The sequence below is a fragment of the Buchnera aphidicola (Aphis fabae) genome, assembly GCF_009069125.1.
GTDB classification, from domain to species: domain Bacteria; phylum Pseudomonadota; class Gammaproteobacteria; order Enterobacterales; family Enterobacteriaceae; genus Buchnera; species Buchnera aphidicola_BB.
Genome location: NZ_CP042427.1, coordinates 188711 through 211098, shown reverse-complemented (window position 1 = coordinate 211098; position 22388 = coordinate 188711). Strand labels below are relative to the sequence as shown.

The 22388-nt window shown below is 23.5% G+C and carries 23 protein-coding genes, 1 tRNA gene and 1 pseudogene; 11 read left to right on the top strand and 14 right to left on the bottom strand.

What is annotated here, in order from left to right; translation table 11 throughout:
* Positions 1-99: 99 nt before the first annotated feature.
* Positions 100-2754, bottom strand: coding sequence for an alanine--tRNA ligase (gene alaS, locus FQV33_RS00980; protein ID WP_158347804.1), 2655 nt, complete (start codon positions 2752-2754; stop codon positions 100-102).
* A gap of 104 nt (positions 2755-2858) precedes the next feature.
* The gene (locus FQV33_RS00975) at positions 2859-3596 is read right to left on the bottom strand and encodes an outer membrane protein assembly factor BamD (protein ID WP_158347802.1); all 738 of its coding nucleotides are present in this window, start codon (positions 3594-3596) and stop codon (positions 2859-2861) included.
* Positions 3597-3732: 136 nt separating this feature from the next.
* On the opposite strand from FQV33_RS00975, the gene rluD reads away from it, so the two are divergent.
* A complete protein-coding gene (rluD, locus tag FQV33_RS00970) occupies positions 3733-4674 on the top strand; it encodes a 23S rRNA pseudouridine(1911/1915/1917) synthase RluD (RefSeq protein WP_158347800.1) in 942 nt (313 codons plus the stop codon).
* A 116-nt stretch (positions 4675-4790) separates the two neighbouring features.
* Complete coding sequence (gene fis / locus FQV33_RS00965) at positions 4791-5090, top strand: DNA-binding transcriptional regulator Fis (protein WP_158347798.1); 300 nt, start codon at positions 4791-4793, stop codon at positions 5088-5090.
* A gap of 84 nt (positions 5091-5174) precedes the next feature.
* On the opposite strand, the gene aroQ is transcribed toward fis, so the two are convergent.
* A complete protein-coding gene (gene aroQ / locus FQV33_RS00960) occupies positions 5175-5630 on the bottom strand; it encodes a type II 3-dehydroquinate dehydratase (RefSeq protein ID WP_158347796.1) in 456 nt (151 codons plus the stop codon).
* A 165-nt stretch (positions 5631-5795) separates the two neighbouring features.
* Between aroQ and tldD the strand changes: the two genes are divergently transcribed.
* Complete coding sequence (tldD, locus tag FQV33_RS00955; protein ID WP_158347794.1) at positions 5796-7250, top strand: metalloprotease TldD; 1455 nt, start codon at positions 5796-5798, stop codon at positions 7248-7250.
* Between the two features lie 86 nt (positions 7251-7336).
* Here tldD and rplS read toward each other — a convergent pair whose 3' ends face one another.
* From rplS to FQV33_RS00925, 6 genes are all read right to left on the bottom strand, one after another.
* A complete protein-coding gene (rplS, locus tag FQV33_RS00950; protein ID WP_158347792.1) occupies positions 7337-7684 on the bottom strand; it encodes a 50S ribosomal protein L19 in 348 nt (115 codons plus the stop codon).
* A gap of 40 nt (positions 7685-7724) precedes the next feature.
* On the bottom strand, positions 7725-8486 hold the full coding sequence (gene trmD, locus FQV33_RS00945; protein ID WP_193201189.1) for a tRNA (guanosine(37)-N1)-methyltransferase TrmD: 762 nt from the start codon (positions 8484-8486) through the stop codon (positions 7725-7727).
* A 14-nt stretch (positions 8487-8500) separates the two neighbouring features.
* Positions 8501-8983, bottom strand: a complete 483-nt coding sequence (gene rimM, locus FQV33_RS00940; RefSeq protein WP_226856634.1) for a ribosome maturation factor RimM — start codon at positions 8981-8983, stop codon at positions 8501-8503.
* 44 nt (positions 8984-9027) lie between these two features.
* Entirely contained in the window at positions 9028-9285 is a 258-nt protein-coding gene (gene rpsP, locus FQV33_RS00935; RefSeq protein ID WP_158347787.1) for a 30S ribosomal protein S16, read from the bottom strand.
* A 48-nt stretch (positions 9286-9333) separates the two neighbouring features.
* Positions 9334-10686 (bottom strand): signal recognition particle protein, encoded by a 1353-nt coding sequence (gene ffh, locus FQV33_RS00930; RefSeq protein ID WP_158347785.1) that lies wholly within the window; start codon positions 10684-10686, stop codon positions 9334-9336.
* Between the two features lie 112 nt (positions 10687-10798).
* Positions 10799-11944: a chorismate mutase gene (locus FQV33_RS00925; protein ID WP_158347783.1), complete on the bottom strand. Its 1146-nt coding sequence runs from the start codon at positions 11942-11944 to the stop codon at positions 10799-10801.
* A gap of 319 nt (positions 11945-12263) precedes the next feature.
* Here FQV33_RS00925 and rplM point away from each other — a divergent pair, with 319 nt between their 5' ends.
* Together rplM and rpsI are read left to right on the top strand one after the other, a co-directional pair.
* Positions 12264-12692: a 50S ribosomal protein L13 gene (gene rplM, locus FQV33_RS00920; RefSeq protein ID WP_158347781.1), complete on the top strand. Its 429-nt coding sequence runs from the start codon at positions 12264-12266 to the stop codon at positions 12690-12692.
* Positions 12693-12715: 23 nt separating this feature from the next.
* On the top strand, positions 12716-13105 hold the full coding sequence (gene rpsI, locus FQV33_RS00915; protein WP_413462926.1) for a 30S ribosomal protein S9: 390 nt from the start codon (positions 12716-12718) through the stop codon (positions 13103-13105).
* A 125-nt stretch (positions 13106-13230) separates the two neighbouring features.
* On the opposite strand, the gene cgtA is transcribed toward rpsI, so the two are convergent.
* From cgtA to FQV33_RS00890, 5 genes are all read right to left on the bottom strand, one after another.
* Complete coding sequence (gene cgtA / locus FQV33_RS00910) at positions 13231-14232, bottom strand: Obg family GTPase CgtA (RefSeq protein ID WP_158347777.1); 1002 nt, start codon at positions 14230-14232, stop codon at positions 13231-13233.
* Between the two features lie 115 nt (positions 14233-14347).
* The gene (gene rpmA, locus FQV33_RS00905) at positions 14348-14602 is read right to left on the bottom strand and encodes a 50S ribosomal protein L27 (protein WP_158347775.1); all 255 of its coding nucleotides are present in this window, start codon (positions 14600-14602) and stop codon (positions 14348-14350) included.
* 1 nt (position 14603) lies between these two features.
* The gene (rplU, locus tag FQV33_RS00900) at positions 14604-14924 is read right to left on the bottom strand and encodes a 50S ribosomal protein L21 (RefSeq protein ID WP_158347774.1); all 321 of its coding nucleotides are present in this window, start codon (positions 14922-14924) and stop codon (positions 14604-14606) included.
* 77 nt (positions 14925-15001) lie between these two features.
* A complete protein-coding gene (murA, locus tag FQV33_RS00895) occupies positions 15002-16255 on the bottom strand; it encodes a UDP-N-acetylglucosamine 1-carboxyvinyltransferase (RefSeq protein WP_158347772.1) in 1254 nt (417 codons plus the stop codon).
* A gap of 34 nt (positions 16256-16289) precedes the next feature.
* The gene (locus FQV33_RS00890) at positions 16290-16553 is read right to left on the bottom strand and encodes a BolA family protein (RefSeq protein ID WP_158347770.1); all 264 of its coding nucleotides are present in this window, start codon (positions 16551-16553) and stop codon (positions 16290-16292) included.
* Positions 16554-17062: 509 nt separating this feature from the next.
* Between FQV33_RS00890 and greA the strand changes: the two genes are divergently transcribed.
* From greA to FQV33_RS00860, 6 genes and pseudogenes are all read left to right on the top strand, one after another.
* Positions 17063-17542 carry a transcription elongation factor GreA gene (gene greA, locus FQV33_RS00885; RefSeq protein ID WP_158347768.1) on the top strand — a complete coding sequence of 160 codons (480 nt, stop codon included), beginning with the start codon at positions 17063-17065 and terminating at the stop codon, positions 17540-17542.
* Between the two features lie 64 nt (positions 17543-17606).
* A complete protein-coding gene (gene rlmE, locus FQV33_RS00880; protein ID WP_158348518.1) occupies positions 17607-18227 on the top strand; it encodes a 23S rRNA (uridine(2552)-2'-O)-methyltransferase RlmE in 621 nt (206 codons plus the stop codon).
* Positions 18228-18309: 82 nt separating this feature from the next.
* The gene (ftsH, locus tag FQV33_RS00875; RefSeq protein ID WP_158347766.1) at positions 18310-20142 is read left to right on the top strand and encodes an ATP-dependent zinc metalloprotease FtsH; all 1833 of its coding nucleotides are present in this window, start codon (positions 18310-18312) and stop codon (positions 20140-20142) included.
* Between the two features lie 255 nt (positions 20143-20397).
* Positions 20398-21731 (top strand): annotated as a pseudogene (gene glmM, locus FQV33_RS00870) (phosphoglucosamine mutase).
* A gap of 128 nt (positions 21732-21859) precedes the next feature.
* Positions 21860-22192 carry a preprotein translocase subunit SecG gene (gene secG, locus FQV33_RS00865; RefSeq protein WP_158347764.1) on the top strand — a complete coding sequence of 111 codons (333 nt, stop codon included), beginning with the start codon at positions 21860-21862 and terminating at the stop codon, positions 22190-22192.
* Between the two features lie 54 nt (positions 22193-22246).
* Positions 22247-22328: transfer RNA gene (locus FQV33_RS00860), tRNA-Leu, on the top strand.
* Positions 22329-22388 lie beyond the last annotated feature (60 nt).

Sequence of the window (22388 nt, the reverse complement as noted above, 5' to 3'; positions counted from 1 at the left end):
CTGTAAAATATTTAAATAGTATAGTATTATACTACATTGATATATATTACATTATATATTAATGTAGTTTTAAATTAAGTATATTTATTTTCAATATAATTATTTATCAAAATCATTTTTTTTATTTTTTAGTTTTAAATTAATCCATAATTTAATAATTTTTAAAATTTTAGATAAATTTGTTATATTTAAACTACCACCTTCAGCTATTTCTTTTTTCCCCCCCCCTTTTCCATTAGTATGTTTAATAAAAATTTTAATAATTTCCAATGCAGTTAAATAACTAGTTAAATCTTTGGTAACTCCTGTAATTATATTAAAATTATTATTATTTTTATTTATAAATATGATAATTGCATGTTTAAAATCTTTTTTTAATTGATCAATAATTGACTTTAATGATTTATAATCATAATTATTAAATGTATTAATTAATAATTTCACTCCTTTTATAGTTTCAATATTTTCAGTAATTTTTTTAATTTGATATGTATTTTCTTTTGCTTGTAAAATATTTACTTTTTTTTCTAAATCTTTTACTTGTATTATTAATTTTTCTATTTTTTCTTTGAAATTAATACTTTTAGTTTTTAAAGTAGTGGATATATTTTCTATTTCATTTTCTTTAATATGTAAAAAGTTAAGTGCTTTAGATTCTGTTATAGCTTCTATTCTTTTGATACCAGATGATATACTTGATTGTTCTGTTATTTTAAATAGTCCAATATTGCCAGTTCTGCTAGTATGTGTGCCACCACAAAGTTCTATAGAAAAATTTTTAATGAATACAACACGAACAATAGAATCATATTTATTTTCAAATAATGCTATTGCTTTTTTCTTTTTTGCTTCTTCTAAACTACAATATTGAACTTTAATTAAATTATTTTTATATATTTCTGAATTTACAATGTGTTCGATTTTTTGTATATCAGATAAACTTATAATTTTGGGATAAGAAAAGTCAAATCTTAAACGTGTATTAGTTACTAAAGATCCCTTTTGATTAACTACATCTCCTAATACTTTACGTAATGCAGCATGAAGCAAATGAGTAGCTGAATGATTTATTTGTATTTTATTTCTATAAACTTTATCAATTTTAGTATATAAAAAATTATTAATTTCAAATTTTCCTCTAGTTACTTTTCCAATATGTCCAATTGTATTTCCATATTTTTTTGTATTTTCAACTAAAAAACGTGATTTTTTATTATATAATTCCCCTATATCACCTATTTGACCACCAGATTCTGGATAAAAGCATGTTTTATCAAGAAAAATAATTCCATTTTCACCTTCTGAAATTAATGAAACTGGTTTGTTATTTACATAAATATGTTTTGTTAATGCTTTTATTGTGTTTTTTTTATAACCTTCGAACGTACAATTATCATTAATATTGATTATTTTATTATAATCTGCATAAAATTTGCTTCTTATGTTGGATTGTTTTTTTTGTTTTTCTTTTTCTAAATAATAGCTATTAAGATCTACTTCAATTCCTTGTTCACGACAAATTTCTATTGTTAAATCAGCAGGGAATCCAAATGTATCATAAAGATAAAAAATAGTTTTTCCAGAAATTTTTTGATTATATGTTTTTTTTATTTCTGTATTTAATATTTTTAATCCTTTTTCAAGAGTGTCAGAAAATTGAATTTCTTCTGTTTTTAATATTTCTTTAATTTTTTTTTCTGTTCCTTTTAAAAAATTAAAATTTTCACTTATATTTTCAACAAAATAAGGTACAATTTTATAAAAACAATTTTTATTTATTCCAATTTTGTATGCATGTCTTAACATTCTTCTAATAATTCTTCTTAAAATATATCCTCGATGTTCATTTGATGGAATTATATTTTCATAAATAAGAAATATAGAAGATCTAATATGATCTGAAATTATTTTTAAAGATATATTATTTAAATTTGTTATTTTACTGAAATGAGCGATATTTTGAATTAATTTTTGAAAAACATCAATTTTATAATTTGAGTTTACATTTTGCAAGACCGCAGCAATTCTTTCTAAACCCATTCCTGTATCTATAGATTTATATTTTAGTGGAATTATTTTTGTTGAAGAAATACGATTATATTCTATAAAAACAATATTCCAAATTTCAATAAAATATTCATTTTTATTTTCTAAAAATTCATAAAAATCATAATTTTTTTTTGTATCATAATTATAAAATATCTCAGTGCATGGACCGCATGGTCCAGTATCACCCATTTGCCAAAAATTTTCAGAATTATATTTACAATTACTTTTATCACCTATTTTAATGATATGTTCGGGAGAAACTTTAATAACATCAAGCCATATTTTATATGTTTCTTCATCATTTTTATATACTGAAATCCATAATTTGTTTTTATTAATATTAAACCATTGTTTAGATGTTAATAATTCCCATGCATATATAATTGCTTCTTTTTTAAAATAGTCATTAAAGCTAAAATTACCAAGCATTTCAAAAAATGTATGATGTCTTTCCGTATAGCCTACATTTTTTAAATCATTATGTTTTCCTCCTGTCCTTAAACAACGTTGTGAAGTAGTGATACGAGAATATTTTTTTTTTTTGGGATTTAAAAAAAAATTTTTAAATTGATTCATTCCTGCATTAGTAAAAAGTAATGTAGAATCATTTGTTGGAATTAAAGAACTACTTGGCAGAATAGTATGTCCTTTTTTTTGAAAAAATGTTAAAAACTTTTGTCGTATTTCATTTGTTGTATTTTTCATATTTTTTAATTTTTTTAAAAATAACGTTTATTCTGTTAAGGTATTTTGAAATATAATTTAAAATTTAAATTTATTATGAATTAAAACTATTTTATTAAAAAGTTTTAAAATTTGTTTAGTGAAATAATTTTGGATATTTTTTCAGCAGTATTAAATATTTTTAATTTAATAAAAGCTTGTTTCATATAACTTAATGTTTCTATTGCAGATGAAGTTTCTGGATACTTTTGAAGTATTTCTTCACCTCGGTTGATAACTGCTATATATTTTTTATGATTAAAATAATATTTTAATATTTCAAAATCATATTTTGATAAACGTTGTTTTAAATAAAATAAATCTTTTTTTGCATTTATAATATAAATACTTTGAGGGTAGCTATATAAAAAATTTTTTAATTCAAAGAAAGCTTTTTGTGCATAAATAGGATCGCTTTTATAATTTTTTATAGTTAAAACTTTTAAAAAAATATTTTTGTCAAGCGATATATCTATTAAACTTTTTATATAAAAAATATAATCAATATTTGGATGTTTTGGATATAGTTGTATAAATTCCTTTATATTTTTTTGTGCCATATTAAAATTTTCAATTTTATAATAAGCATAAATTAAATTAATTTGAATTTTATCCGAATAAACATTAGAAATATTTTTTTTTTTCATAGTTTCTAAATGAAATATTGCATTATCAAATTGGTTTTCTTTTAGTTCTTTTTTACAATATTCATAAAATATTTTTTCTTGAATAATTTTTTTTTGTTGCGTATTTTGAGAATACGCTGAAAAATGTATAAATATAAATAGTAGTATAAAAACAGTTAAAATATTTTTTTTTAGCATAATATATGTTTTCTATAATTTAATGAAATTTTATATTAATAATATTTATTATATTAATATATATTAGAATATCATATTCTATAAAAATTAAAGATTTAGATTAAATAAATATATTTTAAAAATAAGGATTTTGATATTGAAAAAAAAAAAAATAAGTATATTAGCTCCTTATAATACAGTTTTAGGAAAAAGATTAGATCAAACTATTTCTCAAATTTTTACTCAGTATTCTCGTTCTTGTCTTAAGAATTGGATTCTTATGAATCATGTATATGTTAATGGCCAAATAGAAAATAAACCTGATAAAAAAATATTAGGAGGTGAAAAAATTACTATTTATCCAATTATTGAAAAAATAACGTCTGATTTGCCGGAAAATATTTTTTTAAATATTATATATGAAGATAATAATTTATTAGTTATAAATAAATCTCCTGGTTTAGTTGTTCATCCTGGAGCTGGAAATAATAGTAATACAATTTTAAATGGATTATTATATCGTTATAAAAATAGCAAATATTTACCTCGTTGTGGAATTGTTCATCGTTTAGATAAAAATACTAGTGGTTTAATGGTGATAGCAAAAACAATTTTTGCATATTATTATTTAGTTGAATTATTAAAATCTAAAAAAGTTATTCGAGAATATCAAGCTGTTGTAAAAGGAAATATGATTTCTGGTGGTACAATTAACTATCCTATAATGCGTCATCCTACTAAAAGAATATGTATGATAGCACATCCCTCAGGAAAACCTGCTATTACACATTATAAAATAATTAGGCGATTTAAATTTTATACACATATCTTATTAAGATTAGAAACAGGTCGAACTCATCAAATTCGTGTTCATATGCTACATATTAGATATCCTTTATTAGGTGATTCTGTATACGGTGGGATTAATTATTCTTGTAATTTTTTTAAAAAAAAGTGTTGTTATAAAAATAAAATTTTTTCTCGTCAAGCACTACATGCACATTATATTGAATTTTTACATCCTATTACTAAAAAGTTAATTAATTTTAAAATTGATTTACCTGATGATATGAAAGATCTTATTTTAGATTTAGACTAATAACTATAAAATATTCTATATAATAAAATATATTATTTTTGTATAGAATATATTTTAATTTTTAATAATCTTAATGTTATTTAAAATATACAAAAGATTAAAGAGTTGATAATTTTATGCCAGAAAATTTAATAGATACAAAATTTTTAGTAAATGATACTAAAAATAATCAAGACAAATTTATAAAAAAACCTTTACGTTTATTAGTTAAAAAATCTTTAGAAAATTATTTATTAGATTTAGATAATACTAAATATATCAATAATTTATATCCATTAATATTATCTGAACTTGAACAGCCATTATTAGATGTAATTATGCGGTATACACGTGGTAACCAAACAAAAGCTGCTTTAATGATGGGTATAAATCGTAGTACTTTAAGAAAAAAATTAAAAAAATACGGTATGAATTAATTTTTTAAAATTTTTATAGATTTTAGATTTGATTGCACTTTCTATACATTTATAATAAAGAAGGTGCAAAAATTATAGTAAATTTTATTTTTTTATTAAACATCTTTTAGATATTGTTTTTAATGCCCAATAGTAACCTTCTAAACCTAATCCTGAAATTACACCTTGAGAAACATCAGAAAACCATGAATGAGAGCGAAAGTTTTCTCTACTATAAATGTTAGAAATATGAACTTCAATAAATGGTATAGAAATAGAAATTAGTGCATCTCTTAATGCTATACTAGTATGCGTAAAAGCAGCAGGATTAATTATAATATAATCAATATTGTTTTCTTTAGCAGAGTGTATTTTTTCAATTAATATATGTTCTGCATTAGACTGTATATGACTTAATAATATATTTAATTTTTCTGATTTTTTTGTTAAGTTATTTATCAAATCTAGTAAAGTATGATTTCCATATATATCTGGCTCTCTAGTGCCTAAAAGATTTAGATTAGGCCCATTTATTAGTAAAACATTTATTTTTTTTTTCATTTTTAGCTCAATATGATAATAAAATTCATTTAAAAAGTTTAAAATTACATTTTATAATAAATTTTTAAGATTATATAATATTTTTATAAAAAATATTTTTTATTTTTTATTTTTATATTTTATAATGTAAATATAATAATATTTTAAATATACAAGTGAGTTCAAATGACATTGGAATTAGTTAGTGAGTCTTTATTAACTTCAAATAAATTAAGTCGTCAAGATCTTTCTGAAATATTGGAAGATATCTCTACTCATAATTTAGATTACGGAGATTTATATTTTCAATCACGTATTTGTGAATCTTGGGTTTTAGAAAATGGAATTATTAAAGAAGGATTTTATCATTTCGATCAAGGTGTGGGTGTTAGAGCTATTTCTGGAGAAAAAACCGGGTTTTCATATACAGATCAAATATCGATAAATTCTGTAAGAAAAAGTGCTCAAATGGCAAAAAGTATAATTGATCGTAAAGAAAAAAAAATAAAACCACAAATATTTATAGAACAAAAAAAATGTTCTTTTTATGATATTGTAAATCCATTAGAAAAATTCACTTCTAGTGAAAAAATTAATTTACTTTATAGAGTAGATCATATTGCTCGTAATTTTGATAATCGTGTCGTACAAGTAAATGCTACTTTAAGTGGATCTTATGAAAAAATTTTAGTTGCATCTACTGATGGAAACTTAGCTACAGATATAAGACCATTAGTAGAATTTTCAGTGACTGTTTTAGTTGAAGAACGTGGTAAAATAGAACGAGGTCGAAGTGGAGGAGGAAGTCGTACTAATTATAATTTTTTCTTAAATAAAGATGATTTTTTAGAAGAAGTCAGAATTGATTATTGGACTAAAGAAGCAGTTCGAATAGCATTATTAAATTTATCTTCAAAAGAAGCTCCTTCTGGCACTTTCCCAGTTGTTTTAGGATCTGGTTGGCCTGGTGTTTTACTACATGAAGCTATAGGACATGGTTTAGAAGGTGATTTTAATAGAAAAGGAACATCAGTATTTACTAACATGATTGGAAAAAAAGTTGCTTCAGAGTTATGTACTATAATTGATGATGGAACAATAAAAAATCAACGTGGATCATTAAATATTGACGATGAAGGAGTTTTAGGACAACATAATATATTAATTGAAAACGGAATTTTAAAGAAGTATATGCAAGATAAACTTAATGCTCGTTTAATGGGAAGTGAATCCACTGGTAATGGTCGTCGTGAATCTTATTCTCATTTACCAATGCCGAGGATGACTAATACATATATGTTATCTGGTATATCGAAAATAGAAGATATTATTAAAAGTATTGATTATGGAATATATGCTGTAAATTTTTCAGGTGGTCAAGTAGATATCACTTCTGGACAATTTGTTTTTTCAACATCAGAAGCATATTTAGTAAAAAAAGGAAAGATTTCTACTCCAATTAAAAACACTACGTTAATAGGGTCTGGTATAGAAGTTATGCAAAAAATATCTATGGTTGGAAATGACTTGAAAATGGATCAAGGTATGGGAATGTGTGGTAAAGAAGGTCAAAATATTCCTGTAGGAATAGGACAACCTTCTATTAAAATAGATAAATTAACTATAGGTGGAACTGTTTAGTGTTTTAAAAAAATAATATATAAAAAGTATATTAGTGCAGTCAAGAATAACGTCGTGACTGCATATTAATTTTTTTAAAAATAAATTTATTTAATTTTTTCTTTAATTCTAGCAGATTTTCCAGTCCGTGTTCTAAGATAATATAATTTTGCTTTTCTCACTAATCCTTTTCTTTTAATAATAATATCATCAATATTGTAAGAATGAGTTTGAAAGACTCGTTCTACAGCCTCTCCATTTGAAATTTTACGAACAGTGAAGGATGAATTTAAAAACCGATTTTTTATTGCAATTACTATTCCTTCAAAAGATTGTAAACGTTTTTTAGTTCCTTCAATTACCCATACTTTTACTTCTACTGTATCTCCAGGACGAAAATTAGGTATATTTTTTTTGAGTTGTTCTTCTTCTATTTTCCGAATTATATTTATCATTTTTACCTCTAAATCAAATCATTATAAATTAATTATATTTTTATTTTTTATTTTTTTTAAATGTGCTTAAAATTATTTTTTCTTCTTTTTTTAAAATTTTTTCTTCTAATAAATCTGGTCGTTTTTTTAGAGTTTTTTCTAAAGATTTTTTTAAACGCCATAAACGAATTTGATTATGATTACCAGAAAGTAATACTTCCGGAACTGTCATATCATAAATCTTTTTTGGCCTAGTGTAATGTGGATAATCAAGTAAGTTATTATAAAAAGATTCTTTTTCTACTGATTTAATTGTATTAATAACACCAGGAATAAATCTAGCAATAGCATCTATTATCACCATTGCTGCAAGTTCTCCACCAGTCAGTACATAATCTCCTATTGACCATTCTTCATCTATTAAAGAATCAATAATTCTTTGATCTATTCCTTCGTATCTACCACATACAAAAATAATTTTTTTCTTTTTAATTAATTGAAAAATATTAGTTTGGTTTAATTTCATTCCTTGTGGAGACAAATAAATAACTGTTGCATTTTTTAATAAAGATTGTGCATATTTAATTGATAAATATAATGGTTTAACACTCATTAACATTCCGGGTCCTCCTCCGTAAGGACGATCGTCTATAGATTTATATTTATTTTGAGCAAAATCTCTTGGGTTTAAACAATCAAGAGTAATAATTTTTTTTTGAATTGCTTTTCCAGTTACTCCATAATTTGAAATTGAAAAAAACATTTCTGGAAATATAGTGATGATATAAAATGATATTAATGTTTGATTATCTTTTTTTTTAATTGAGATATCATGTTCTAATTCCATTTGACGATTATAATTTTATTTTGAATGTCTATATTTTTTACTATTTTTTTATTAATAAATGGAATCATTATTTTTTTTATATTATTTTTTTTTAATTCATTGTGTATAAGAAGAATATCATTATATTTATTACTAATTAAATTAATTACTCTCCCTAAATATTTACTTGTTGTGTTGAATACTTTACATTTAATAATATCATTCCAGTAGTATTCATCTGGATAAAGTTTTGGAAGTTGATTTTTATCGATAAAAATATCAGTGTTAGTCCATGTGCTAGCAAGAGATCGATCGATAATATTATTAATTTGAATAATAAAATGACTATTATGTTGTTTCCAATTTTTTAATTTAATAATGTCCCATTTTTTATTTTTTAAGATAAACCATGGAAGATAACTAAATATTTTTTCTTTAGTTTCGGTAAAAGAAAAAAAATTCATCCAACCTAATATTCCATAAACTTTTCCAATTTTTCCTACTAAAATCGGATCAATTAGAGTATTTAATTTGGTATTTATAATATCCCCTCATTTTTTTTAAATAATTTAATTAATTTTTTTGATCGTTCTGAAAGTTTTGCTCCATTTTTTTGCCAATATATAATACGATCGATATTTAATTTAATAGAAGTAGTTGTGTCTTTAGATCCTGGATTAAAGTAACCTAATCGTTCAATAAAACGACCATCTCTAGAAAAACGGCTATCTGCAGCTACTACTTTATAAAACGGACGTTTTTTATTTCCATATCGAGCTAACCGAATTTTTACCATTTTTTTTTCCTTTAAATTTTTTAAGTAATAAAATTATTGTGGTATATTTTAAAAGTTTTTAGGTAATATATTTTTTATATTACGAACAATTTTTCCAATTCCGTTATTTTTAATTTTTTTCATAATTTTTTTTATATTATCAAAATTTTTTAATAATTTATTGATATCTTGAATTTTTGTTCCAGATCCTAAAGCAATTCTACGTTTACGAGAACCTTTGATGATCATTGGGTTATTTCTTTCTTTAGGTGTCATTGAGTATATTATTGCTTCAATTTTATTTAAAGTATTTTCATCATTTCCTAATAATGAATTATTAGATATCATTTTGTTATTTGCAAACTTATCTATAAAATAGTTTAAACCTCCCATTTTTTTCATTTCTTTTATTTGAATCAAAAAATCATTTAAATTAAAATCATGGCCTTGTTTAAGTTTTTTAGTTAAATTTTTTAAATTAGATTGATTAATTTTTTCTTCAATATCTTTAATAATTGATATAACTTTATTCATGCCTAAAATTTTATCAGCCATACGTTCTGGATGAAATATTTCTAAGTTTGTTAGTTTTTCTCCTGTTCCTATAAATTTAATAGGCTTTCCAGTAATATAACGCATTGATAATGCAATTCCACTTCTAGAATCACTATCAGTTTTACTTAATATAATACCTGATATAGATAAATATTGGTTAAAACTTTTAGCCATGTTAATTGCATCTTGACCCATCATTGAGTCTACTACTAATAATGTTTCAATAGGTTTAGAAAAATTTTGTATTTGTTGTATTTCATCCATCATTATTTCATCGATATGTAAACGTCCTGCTGTATCTATTAATAAAACATCATATAATTTTAGTTGAGCATATTTAATTGCTTTTTCTGTTATATTAATTGGTTTTTGATTAATATCAGATGAATAAAAATGTATATTAATTTGATTAGATAAAATTTCAAGTTGCTTTATTGCAGCAGCACGATAAACATCAGTAGATGTAATAAGTATTTTTTTTTTGTATTTATTTTGTATCCATTTAGCTATTTTTGCTACAGTAGTAGTTTTTCCTACTCCTTGTAAACCAACTATTAATATCACTGCTGGTGGTCGAATAGATAGGTTTAAATCATTATTTTTTTCACCCATAGCTAAAATTAATTCATTTCGTACAATTTTTATAAATTCCTGACCAGGAGTAAGACTTTTATTAATTTCATAACCAATTGATTTTTTTGTAACATTTTTTATAAATGTTTTTATTACTGATAATGTAACATCGGCTTCTAACAATGCTTTTCTTACTTCTCTTATAGTATCCTTAATATTTTCTTCTGTAAGTCTTCCTTTATTAATGATATTACGTAAACTTTTTGAGAGACGTTCAGTTAAGCTACTAAACATATTCCTTACTCTTTCATCAATTAATATTAAAGTATTTAAAACGTGAAAATTAATAATATTTTAGTGAATTTTTAAAATATTTTTAGTATGTAAATATTTAATGAATTTATAACTAAAATAGTTTTTTAATTTCAATAGGATAGCAACCTAATATTTTCATAAATTTAGTAATTTTTTGAATTTTTTTAAGAACATTGTGTATTGTATTAGATGATAAATTTTCTTCAATATCAAGATAAAATATTTTTTCTTCGTTGTTAGTATTATAAAAAGTTAACATTTTTATAATTATTTTTTTTTGTTCTAGAATTAAAATTATTTCAGAAAGTTCTTTTGATTTTTTTTCTAGAGTAAATATTATTGTGGTTTTTACTTGTATATGTGAATGAATTTTAAGAGGTGTTTTCGATAAACAAACAAATCTTGTTATGTTATTTTTTTTATTTGATATATTTTTACATAAAATTTTTAATCCATAAATTTGACTTCCTATTTCACTTCCTAAAACAGCATTAGTAATTTTACTATATTTAATAATTTTTTTAATTGCATCAGTTGTGCTGTTAGTATATTTGATTTTCCAATGTGGAAATTGACCAATAAAATTACTACATTGTTTAAATGGCTGAGAATGACTATATATTTTTTTAATTATATTTAACTCAACTTTTTCTAATGCTAATAAACAATGATCTATAAAAACATTCACTTCTCCGACAATAAATAGACTTGTATTTTTTAAAATGTTAAATATTTCGTTAATAGGGCCCGAGCAACTATTTTCTATGGGTAAAATAGCATAATTTGACTCATTGTTTTCAACTAATTGAATAACTTCTTTAAAATTTAAACATTCTTTTTTAATAAATTTTTTTAAATTTTGTTTTTCATATTGAGATACAGCAATATCTGAATAAGTGCCCTTTGGACCAAGAAACGAAATAATATTTTGATTTATACTGTTTTTGTTTTGAAATTTTTTTAATAATGTTTTTTGAGTCAGTATAGATTCTTCAATTATTAATTGGAATAAGCGTATTATATAGTCAGGATCTAAATTTTTTTCTTTGCCTAAACTAGTTAGCTTGGATAACAAATTTTTTTCACGATTTATATCACGTATTGGTTGGTTATTTTGTATTTTAGATTGAGCTATATTTAATACTAATTTTTTTCTTTTCGAGAGCAACATAACTATTTTTTTATCAATATTGTTAATTTCATTACGAAAATTTAATAAATCATTTTTAGACAACATAGTTTATTTTACCTATCAAATATCTAATATATTTTATATCAATATAAAATATTTTTATTTAATTAGTATTAATTTTTTAATATAAAAAATAATAATAGATTATATAATATACTATTTTCTATATTAAAAAATATGTTGTTTTTTAAAAAAAATATTAAATATTTTTAAAAATATAATTATTAAATTTTATTTAATTAGATTAATTATTGATTTTTAAAAATGTTTCAATAAGTTTGATAGATGATAATATATTTACTATATCTTATTAATTCTAATCATAGTATTCTTTTCTATATATTATTTTAAAGTGAGTTATTTTATGAAAACTTTTTCAGTTAAAGAAAAAAATATAAAAAGAGATTGGTTTTATGTTGATGCTACTAATAAAGTATTAGGTAGATTTGCTAGTGCTTTATCTTTACGACTTAGAGGAAAACATAAAGTTGAATATACACCACATCTTGATATTGGAGATTATATTATAGTTTTAAATGCTTCTAAAGTATTAGTTACAGGAAAAAAGAAAAATAATAAAATTTATTATCATCATACAGGTTATATTGGTGGAATAAAACAATTTAAATTTGCAGAAATTATGGAAAAAAATCCAGAAAAAATTATTGAAATTGCAGTAAAGGGTATGTTACCAAAAGGCCCTTTAGGTCGTTTAATGTTTAAAAAATTAAAAGTTTTTTCAGATGAAAACCATAATCATATAGCACAATGTCCTCAGTTTTTAAATATTTAATAAGGGTATATTAAAAATATATTATGAAAATTCAAAATTATGGTACTGGTCGTCGTAAAAGTTCTTCTGCTAGAGTTTTTCTTAGACCTGGGACAGGTCAAATAGTAGTAAATAAACGTTTATTAAATGATTATTTTGGTCGAGAAACTTCTTGTATGATTGTTCGTCAACCATTAATTTTAACAGATATGATAAATAACTTTAATATTTATATTACAGTTAAAGGAGGTGGTATTTCTGGCCAAGCTGGTGCAATTAGACAAGGAATTACTCGTGCTTTAATTGATTATAATCAATTATTACGTAATGAATTAAGAAAATCTGGATTCGTCACTCGTGATTCACGACAAGTAGAACGAAAAAAAGTAGGTTTTCGTAAATCTAGAAAACGTATACAGTTTTCTAAACGTTAAAATACAGTAATAAAACTTATCTTAAAGAACTTGGTTTTTGTAACAAACCGAGTTCTTTCATTTATTTGTCATAATTTTATATTTTAAATAACTAAAAATTAAACAAATAAAATTAGAAAAAAATTTTATTTTTTTAAATAATATAGGATATCGGAACATAATTTTTTTGTTCCTATTTTTTGAAGAGAAGAAATTAAATAATATGGTTCTTTTATATTTAAATTGTTTTTAATTTCTTTAACATATTGATTTATTTTTGAAGTTGTTATTAAATCAATTTTATTTAAGATTAATAATTTTGGTTTATTATATAATTTTACACTATATTGTTTTAATTCATGTAATACAGCTTTAATATTTTCTATTGGATTAGAATAGTCTATAGGACATAAATCAACAATATGTAGTAATATTTTACATCTTTCTAAATGTTTTAAAAAATTAATACCTAATCCTTTTCCTTTAGATGCGCCTTGAATTATACCTGGGATATCTGCTATAACGAATCTTTTGTGTTCAATTTCAACGCTTCCTAAAATAGGATTTAATGTAGTAAATGGATAATCTGAGGTTTTTGTTTTGGCGCTAGATATATTTTTTACTAAAGTTGATTTTCCAGCATTGGGCATGCCTAATGTTCCTACATCTGCTATTAATAATAATTCTAATTGTATATATCTGTTTTCTCCTATTAATCCTAACGTTCTTTGTCTTGGCGTTCTATTAATTGAGGATTTAAATCTAGTATTACCTAATCCATGCCATCCTCCCTTTGCAATAAGTATTTTTTGTTTATCTTTTATTAAATCATCTATTATTTCACGTGTTTGATAATTAATTATTTTAGTCCCAATAGGGACATGTATTGTAATATCACTACCTTTTTTGCCAGAGCAATTTCTTTTTAATCCATTCATTCCATGTTCAGCTTGAAATATTTTTTTAAATCTAAAATCTATAAGAGTGTTTAGATTGTTATTCGATTCTATCCAAATATTTCCACCGTCTCCTCCATCTCCACCATCTGGACCTCCTTTAGGAATATATTTTTCTCTTCTAAAATTAACACATCCGTTTCCTCCATTTCCGGCGATAACTTGAATAACAGTTTGATCAATAAATTTCATATTCATTCCTTACTTGTTAAAATAAGTATAATTTTAAAAAAAGATTTTATTTATAAAAAAATAATACCCCTCAGAAAAAGGGGTTTTTAAAAACCATCAAATTTTTAACGTTTTATTAGTTAATAATATTAATGTATGTTCTTTTTTTTATTCCTTTTTTTTTAAATTCTATTTTTCCTTTAATAGTTGCAAAAATAGTGTGATCTTTTCCACAGCCTACATTTTTCCCCGGATGAAATTTCGTTCCTCTCTGTCTTACAATAATACTACCTGCTGATACTAATTCACCTCCAAAACGTTTTACACCTAATCTTTGAGCATTAGAATCTCTTCCGTTCCTTGTGGAACCACCAGCTTTTTTATGTGCCATTTTAGTTCTCTATATAATTAATATCTATAATTTTTACATTAGTAAAATATTGACGATGACCTTGCTGTTTTTTATAATGTTTTCGACGATTAAATTTTATTACTTTAATTTTTTTAGCTCTACCATGATTTTCAACGTGAGCTTTAACTTGAATTCCATTTAAAAAAGGACTTCCTATTTTCGTTTTTTCTTTATTTGAAATCATTAAAATATTTTTAAATTCAAATATTGAACCTATCGGATAATTTAATTTTTCTAGTTGAATGACTTGGTTTTTTTTAACTCGATATTGTTTACCACCACTTAAAAAAACTGCATACATATAATACTCCAATTATTTTTTTATTAATGTAATATTAATAATTTGTTTATAAGTTAGGTTAAACAATTGAAACATTATTATATATATTTAATGTTTGCACCTAATTTATTTAATTTTTTTGGAAATGATTCATATCCCCTTTTAAAATGATGAATATTATTAACTACTGTAATGCCTTTTGCAATACAACCTGCTAAAATTAATGTAGCCGAACTTCTTAAATCAGTAGAGAAAAGAGTTTTAGAAAATAATTTTTGAACACCTTTACAAATAATGTAATTATTTTTAATCTTTATTTTAGCACCCATTTTAATTAACTCTTTAACATAAGCAAAACGATTCTCAAATATGTTTTCAATAATAATACTTTCACCTTTAGAAATACTATTTAGTAAGGCAAATTGTGGTTGCATATCAGTTGGAAAACCTGGGTATGGAGTTGTTGAAATATTTACGGCTTTAGGTATTTTTTCTTGCATATTTAATTTAATCCAATCTTTCCCAGTTTGTATATGTGCACCAGTTTCAGATAGTTTTTGTAATATATTTTCTAAGTGTTTTGGTTCAGTATCATTGCATATAATACATCCTTTAGAAATTGCAGCAGCTATTAAAAAAGTTCCTGTTTCAATTCTATCTGGTATTATTTTATGATAACCACCATTTAGTTTTAATACTCCTGTTATATATATTTTATTACTTCCTGCACCAGTAATATGAGCACCTAAAGTATTTAAGAATTTTGCAACATCAATAATTTCTGGTTCTTGAGCAGCATTTGCTATGATTGTTAAACCTTCTGCTAAAGTTGCAGCACTCATAATAGTAATAGTCGCTCCAACGCTAATTTTTTCTAAATGTATATATTTTCCTTTGAGAGGTTTTAAAATAGATGCAATAATATAATTATCTTTTTGAACAATTTTTGCGCCTAGTGCGATCAAACCTTTTAAATGAAGATCAATAGGTCTAAGACCGATCTTGCAACCTCCTGGAAAAAATATTTTAGCTTTACCAAAGCGTATTAAAAGAGGGCTTAACATCCAGATAGATGCTCTTATTTCTTTAATTAGATTATATGGAGGGCAATAAATATTAATTGCACTTGGGTCAATATACAAAATTTTATTTGTATTAACTATTTTTGCCCCTAAAGATCTAAGTAGTTTAATTGCTACTCTAATATCTGTTAATTTTGGAATATTACTTAGTTCAATTTTTTCTTTTGTTAGTATTGTCATAAACAAAATAGGCAAAGCAGCATTTTTAGAACCAGAAATTAATACATTACCATTTAATTTTTTATTACCTTCTATATATAATTTGTTCATTCATTATTAAATCTCTATTATTATTTTTCAATATTTAACTAAGATTATTTTTATTATTTTTATTATTTTTTTTCCATTCTTCTTTTGTATATGTTTTTATAGATAAGGCATGAATTTTGTTTTCTATAATTTTATCAATTAAAGGTGCGTAAATTATTTGTTGTCTCTTTACTTCGTTAATGCCTTTAAATATATCTCCTACTGCAATTATTTTGATATGATTGTTATCTCCTGTGACATATATTTTTTCTAAATTTAGTTTTTTGTTTAATATTGATATTATTTTTTCATTGTTCATTTTAAATATACTTTAAATTAGTTTTGTTAAAATATAAAAGTTTTGAATGTTATATATATAAATATATCTTTAAATTTTTTATTAAATATTAATAAATAATTTTACTTCATAAAATTGAAATTTTTGATAAATTTTATTTTTTACATTAATATAGATACATTTATTTTTTATTTAATATTGTTATGAAAAGATTAATATTTTCGAAAAACATAAGTGTTTTATATATGAAATAATTTCATAGAAAATAATTTATATTAAATAATTAATAATATTAAAAATTTTACTTGTTAATCTGATTAGATTTTATCAACGATATATTCATATTACTATATTTTTTATTTTAATTATTTATTAAAATATATAAATAATTGAATTTTTAAAAATATTTAATAAAAATTAAATCTTTTTTCTTAAAAATATATTTAATTTTAAAAAATTATATACAAATTTTTAGTATTTTTTAAATTAATAATTTTATATTCTTTTAGAAAAAAAATGAGGTATGTTATATGGTTAATTTAATTCCAATGACTGTTAGAGGTGCTGAAAAACTTCGTAAAGAACTTAAACAATTAAAAAATATAAAACGTCCTCGTATTATTATTGAAATAGCAAAAGCTAGAGAGCATGGTGATTTAAAAGAGAATGCTGAATACCATTCTGCTCGTGAAGAGCAAAGTTTTTGTGAAGGACGAATAAAAGAAATAGAATTAAAATTATCTAATTGTCAAATTATAGATATTACTAAAATACCTAATGATGGAAGAGTTGTATTTGGTTCCACAGTCACTATTTTAAACATAAAAAACAATGAAATATTTACTTATCAGATTGTTGGTGATGATGAGTCTGATTTTAAAAAAAATTTAATTTCCATTAATTCTCCGATGTCAAGAGGTTTAATTGGAAAAACTATTAACACTATTGCTACTATATTTACACCTTCTGGTAATGTTGAATATAAAATTTTAAAGATAGATTATGTTTAAATTAATAATATATTTGAAGATAGTAATTATATTTATTATAAATGTTATAAAAGAATTAAATAATATGATGGCTAAAAATAAATCAAATAGTTCGAAACGTTGGTTATCAGAACATTTTCAAGATCAATATGTTAAAGAGGCAAAAAAAAATAAAATTCGATCTAGATCTTGGTTTAAATTAGAAGAAATTGATAAGAATAATAAATTATTTAAACCTGGAATGAATGTTATTGATTTAGGTTCTTCTCCAGGAGGTTGGTCACAATATGCAATGAATAAAATTGGAAAAACTGGATCTGTTATAGCATGTGATATATTACCTATGAAAAAAATAACAGGAGTGAAATTTTTTCAAGTAGATTTTCGAAATGTAAATATATTAAACTTCATGTTAAATCGTTTATCTAATAATACTTTTAATATAGTTATGTCTGATATGGCACCTAATATTACAGGTTGTTGGTCTATTGATATGCCGAGAATTATAGAGATTTGTAAAATAGCTCTTAAAATATCTACATGTATATTACCAAAAAATGGTATTTTTTTAGTAAAATCTTTTCAGGGAGAAGGTTTAAATGAATTTTTTACAGAAATTAAAACGTTATTTTCAAAAATTAAAATTTGTAAACCAAAAACTTCTCGATCAAGATCACGAGAAATATTCATTCTAGCGACCAGATAAAAATATTATTTTATTTCTATAATTTTTAAATCTGCGTTGTTTTTTAAAATAGATGTAATGAGAGGTTGTTCCCTTGAGTGACATGGTTAAAAACCTGATATTTTGGTTAGTAATTACAGTGATTTTAATGTCTGTTTTTCAAAACTTTAATACTAGTGATTCAAATAATCACAGAGTTGATTATTCTACTTTTTTATCAGAAGTTAATCAAGATCAGGTCCGTGAGGTGTATATTAATGGACGGATGATTGGTGTTACTAAAAAAGATAGCAATAAATATACCACTTATATTCCGATGAATGATCCTAAGTTATTAGATAATCTTATAACAAAAAACGTTAAAGTTATGGGAGAAATACCAGAAGAGCCGAGTATTTTATTTTCTATATTTGTGTCTTGGTTTCCTATGTTATTACTAATTGGTGTTTGGATTTTTTTTATGCGGCAAATGCAAATGGGTGGTGGAAAAGGAGCTATGTCTTTTGGAAAAAGTAAAGCTCGAATGTTATCAGAAGATGAAATTAAAACTACTTTTGATGATGTTGCAGGATGTGATGAAGCTAAAGAAGAAGTAGGTGAATTAGTTGAATATTTAAAAGAACCTAGTAGATTTCAGAAATTAGGAGGTAAAATACCTAAAGGTGTACTTATGGTTGGGCCTCCTGGAACTGGGAAAACATTACTTGCAAAAGCAATTGCAGGAGAAGCAAAAGTTCCTTTTTTTACAATTTCTGGTTCTGATTTTGTTGAAATGTTTGTTGGTGTAGGTGCATCGAGAGTGAGAGATATGTTTGAACATTCTAGAAAGAATGCACCATGTATTATATTCATTGATGAAATTGATGCAGTAGGTCGTCAAAGAGGAGCTGGATTAGGTGGTGGACATGATGAAAGAGAACAAACACTTAACCAAATGTTAGTAGAAATGGATGGTTTTGATGGAAATGAAGGTGTAATTTTAATAGCTGCTACTAATAGACCAGATGTTTTAGATCCTGCTTTATTGCGCCCAGGTCGATTTGATCGTCAAGTAATTGTTCCACTTCCAGATATTCGTGGAAGAGAACAAATATTAAAAGTACATATGCGTAAAGTTCCTTTGTCTAAAGATGTGGATCCTATAATTATTGCTCGTGGAACACCAGGTTTTTCAGGTGCAGATTTAGCTAATTTAGTTAATGAGGCAGCACTCTTTGCAGCTCGTTTAAATAATCGTGTCGTTTCTATGATTGAGTTCGAAAAAGCAAAAGATAAAATTATGATGGGTTCTGAACGTAAATCAATGGTGATGAGTGATTTTCAAAAAGAATCTACTGCATATCATGAAGCTGGCCATGTGATTGTTGGAAGATTAGTTCCAGATCATGATCCTGCTCACAAAGTTACGATTATTCCTAGAGGTCAAGCATTAGGTATTACTTTTTTTTTACCAGAATCAGATACATTCAGTATTAGCAGACAAAAATTAGAAAGTCAAATATCTACTTTATATGGCGGTCGTTTAGCAGAAGAAATTATTTACGGTTCTAAAAAAGTATCTACTGGTGCTTTTAATGATATTAAAGTAGCTACAAATTTAGCAAGAAATATGGTAACGCAATGGGGGTTTTCAGATAAATTAGGTCCTTTATTGTATGCTGAAGAAGAAGGAGAAGTATTTTTAGGTCGAACAGTGGCTAAAGCAAAACATATGTCTGATGAAACTGCTAGAATTATTGATGAAGAAGTTAAATTACTAATAGAAGTAAATTATAATCGAGCTAGAAATATTTTAAATGAAAATATTGATATTTTACATTCCATGAAAGATGCTTTAATAAAATATGAAACAATTGATTCCTTGCAAATAGATGATTTAATGGAAAGAAGAGAGGTTCGAAAACCAAAAGAATGGTCTGAAACGAATCACAATTAAAATATATTATTAATATAACAACTAAATTAATAATAATATCGCTATTTTAATTATTTTTAATTATTAAATATATATTAAATCGCGTAAAAATTTAATATAATTAATGTTATATTTTAATAAATACTGAAATAAGATGAAGTAATAAAATTATTATAACTTCATCTTGTTTTTTAAAAAGATAGTTTTTTATAAAAAATATTAAATATTTTATAATTTTTATATTTTATAAATTGTTTAAGATAGAGATAAATTAATATGAAAAATTTTAAATATTTTAAAACAGATGGAATACGTGGAAAAGTGGGAAAAAAACCAATTACTCCAGATTTTATGTTAAAATTAGGACAAATTATTGGAACTATTTTGGGTGAATATAAAAAAAAATTGTTATTGGAAGAGATACCCGTGTTTCAGGATGTATGCTACAGTATTGCTTAGAATTTGGGATTCTATCAAAAGGAATTTCTACTTTATTAGCCGGTTGTATACCTACATCTGCAATTGCATATTTGACAAAATCTTTAAATGCTTCAGCAGGAATTATTATTTCAGCATCTCATAATGCTTTTGAAGATAATGGAATAAAAATATTTTTTAAGAATGGAACTAAAATAACTAGAGATATAGAAATTTTAATTGAAAAAAAATTAAATGATCCTTTGTATGATTCTTCTTATGTAAAAAATTTTGGATTTTCTAAAAAATTGAGTAATGCTCGAAAAAAATATATTAATTTTTGTAAAAATACTTTTCCTGGAAATATAAATTTATCAAAGCTTACTATTGTATTAGATTGTGCTAACGGATCAACTTATAATATAGCACCTAAAATTTTTCAAGATTTAGGAGCAAAGGTAATAACTTCTTCTATTTACCCAAATGGAATTAATATTAATAAAAATTCAGGATCTACTAATACTATTCAATTAAAAAAATTAGTTATTTCAAATAAAGCTGATATCGGATTAGCATTTGATGGTGATGGAGATCGTGTGATCATGATAGATCACTTAGGAAATGAAGTAAATGGAGATCAAATTATTTATATAATTGCAAAACAATATTTAAAAAATAATAAGTTAAATGGTGGAGTTGTAGGTACTTTAATGACTAATATGGGTATTATTCTTGGTTTTAAAAAAATTGGAATACCATTCTTTGCAACACAAATAGGAGATCGTTATATATATAAAAAAATTAAAGAAAAAAACTGGATGCTTGGTGCTGAACAATCAGGACATATTATTTTATTAGATAAACATTCTACTGGTGATGGAATTATAGCTAGTTTACAAGTATTATCAAATATGATTGAAAATAATGCATCTTTATACTTTTTATCTAATCAAGTAATGTTATTTCCTCAAATATTATTAAATGTTTTTTTAAAAAATGATCAAAATTTTGAAAAAAATGTAAAATTTAAGTCTGTTCTTGAAAAATCAAAAAATATTTTAGGAAAGACTGGTCGTATTTTTATTCGTAAATCTGGAACTGAACCTTATCTTCGTATTATGATAGAAGATCAAGATTATAATAAGATAAAAAAAATAGCCAATACAATTTCAAATATAATTAAGTTAATTTAATAAACATATAAAATATTTAGTTTTAAGTATGACTAACTTGAAAATATTTATATGTATAAATTTTAATGAAATTTGTACTAAAATAGTAATTATTTTATTTTTACGTAAAAAAAGGAAAATTATTTTTTATGTATTTATTTTTTTTGGTTTTTTTAATTTTTATTTCTATTTGTTTAAATTTTTTAATTTTATTGCAACCAGGAAAAGGTGTAAGTGATATCATACATTCAAATACATTGACTAATATTAAATTATTTAATAGTTTTCGAAGTAATAGTTTTGCAACAAATATTATTGGGTTATGTGCTTGTTTTTTTTTAATCATTAGTCTTATTTTGTGTAATATTAACGATAAAAAAATAAATTCAAGTTTATTTGAAGATCATCATAATAATATTTTAAATAAAAAAAAATTAAATTTCAAAAAAAATAAAATATTAAATTCTGAAATACCTCATTAAATTTAAATTTTTTAGTTTTTAAAATTATTTGGATTATAATAATAAATATCATATACCGAGATGGTGAAATTGGTAGACACGCTATCTTGAGGGGATAGTGCCGCAAGGCATATGGGTTCAAGTCCCATTCTCGGTACTATTTTTTAAAATAAAAATATTTTATATTGATATTCACTAATATATTGTATTTAGTATT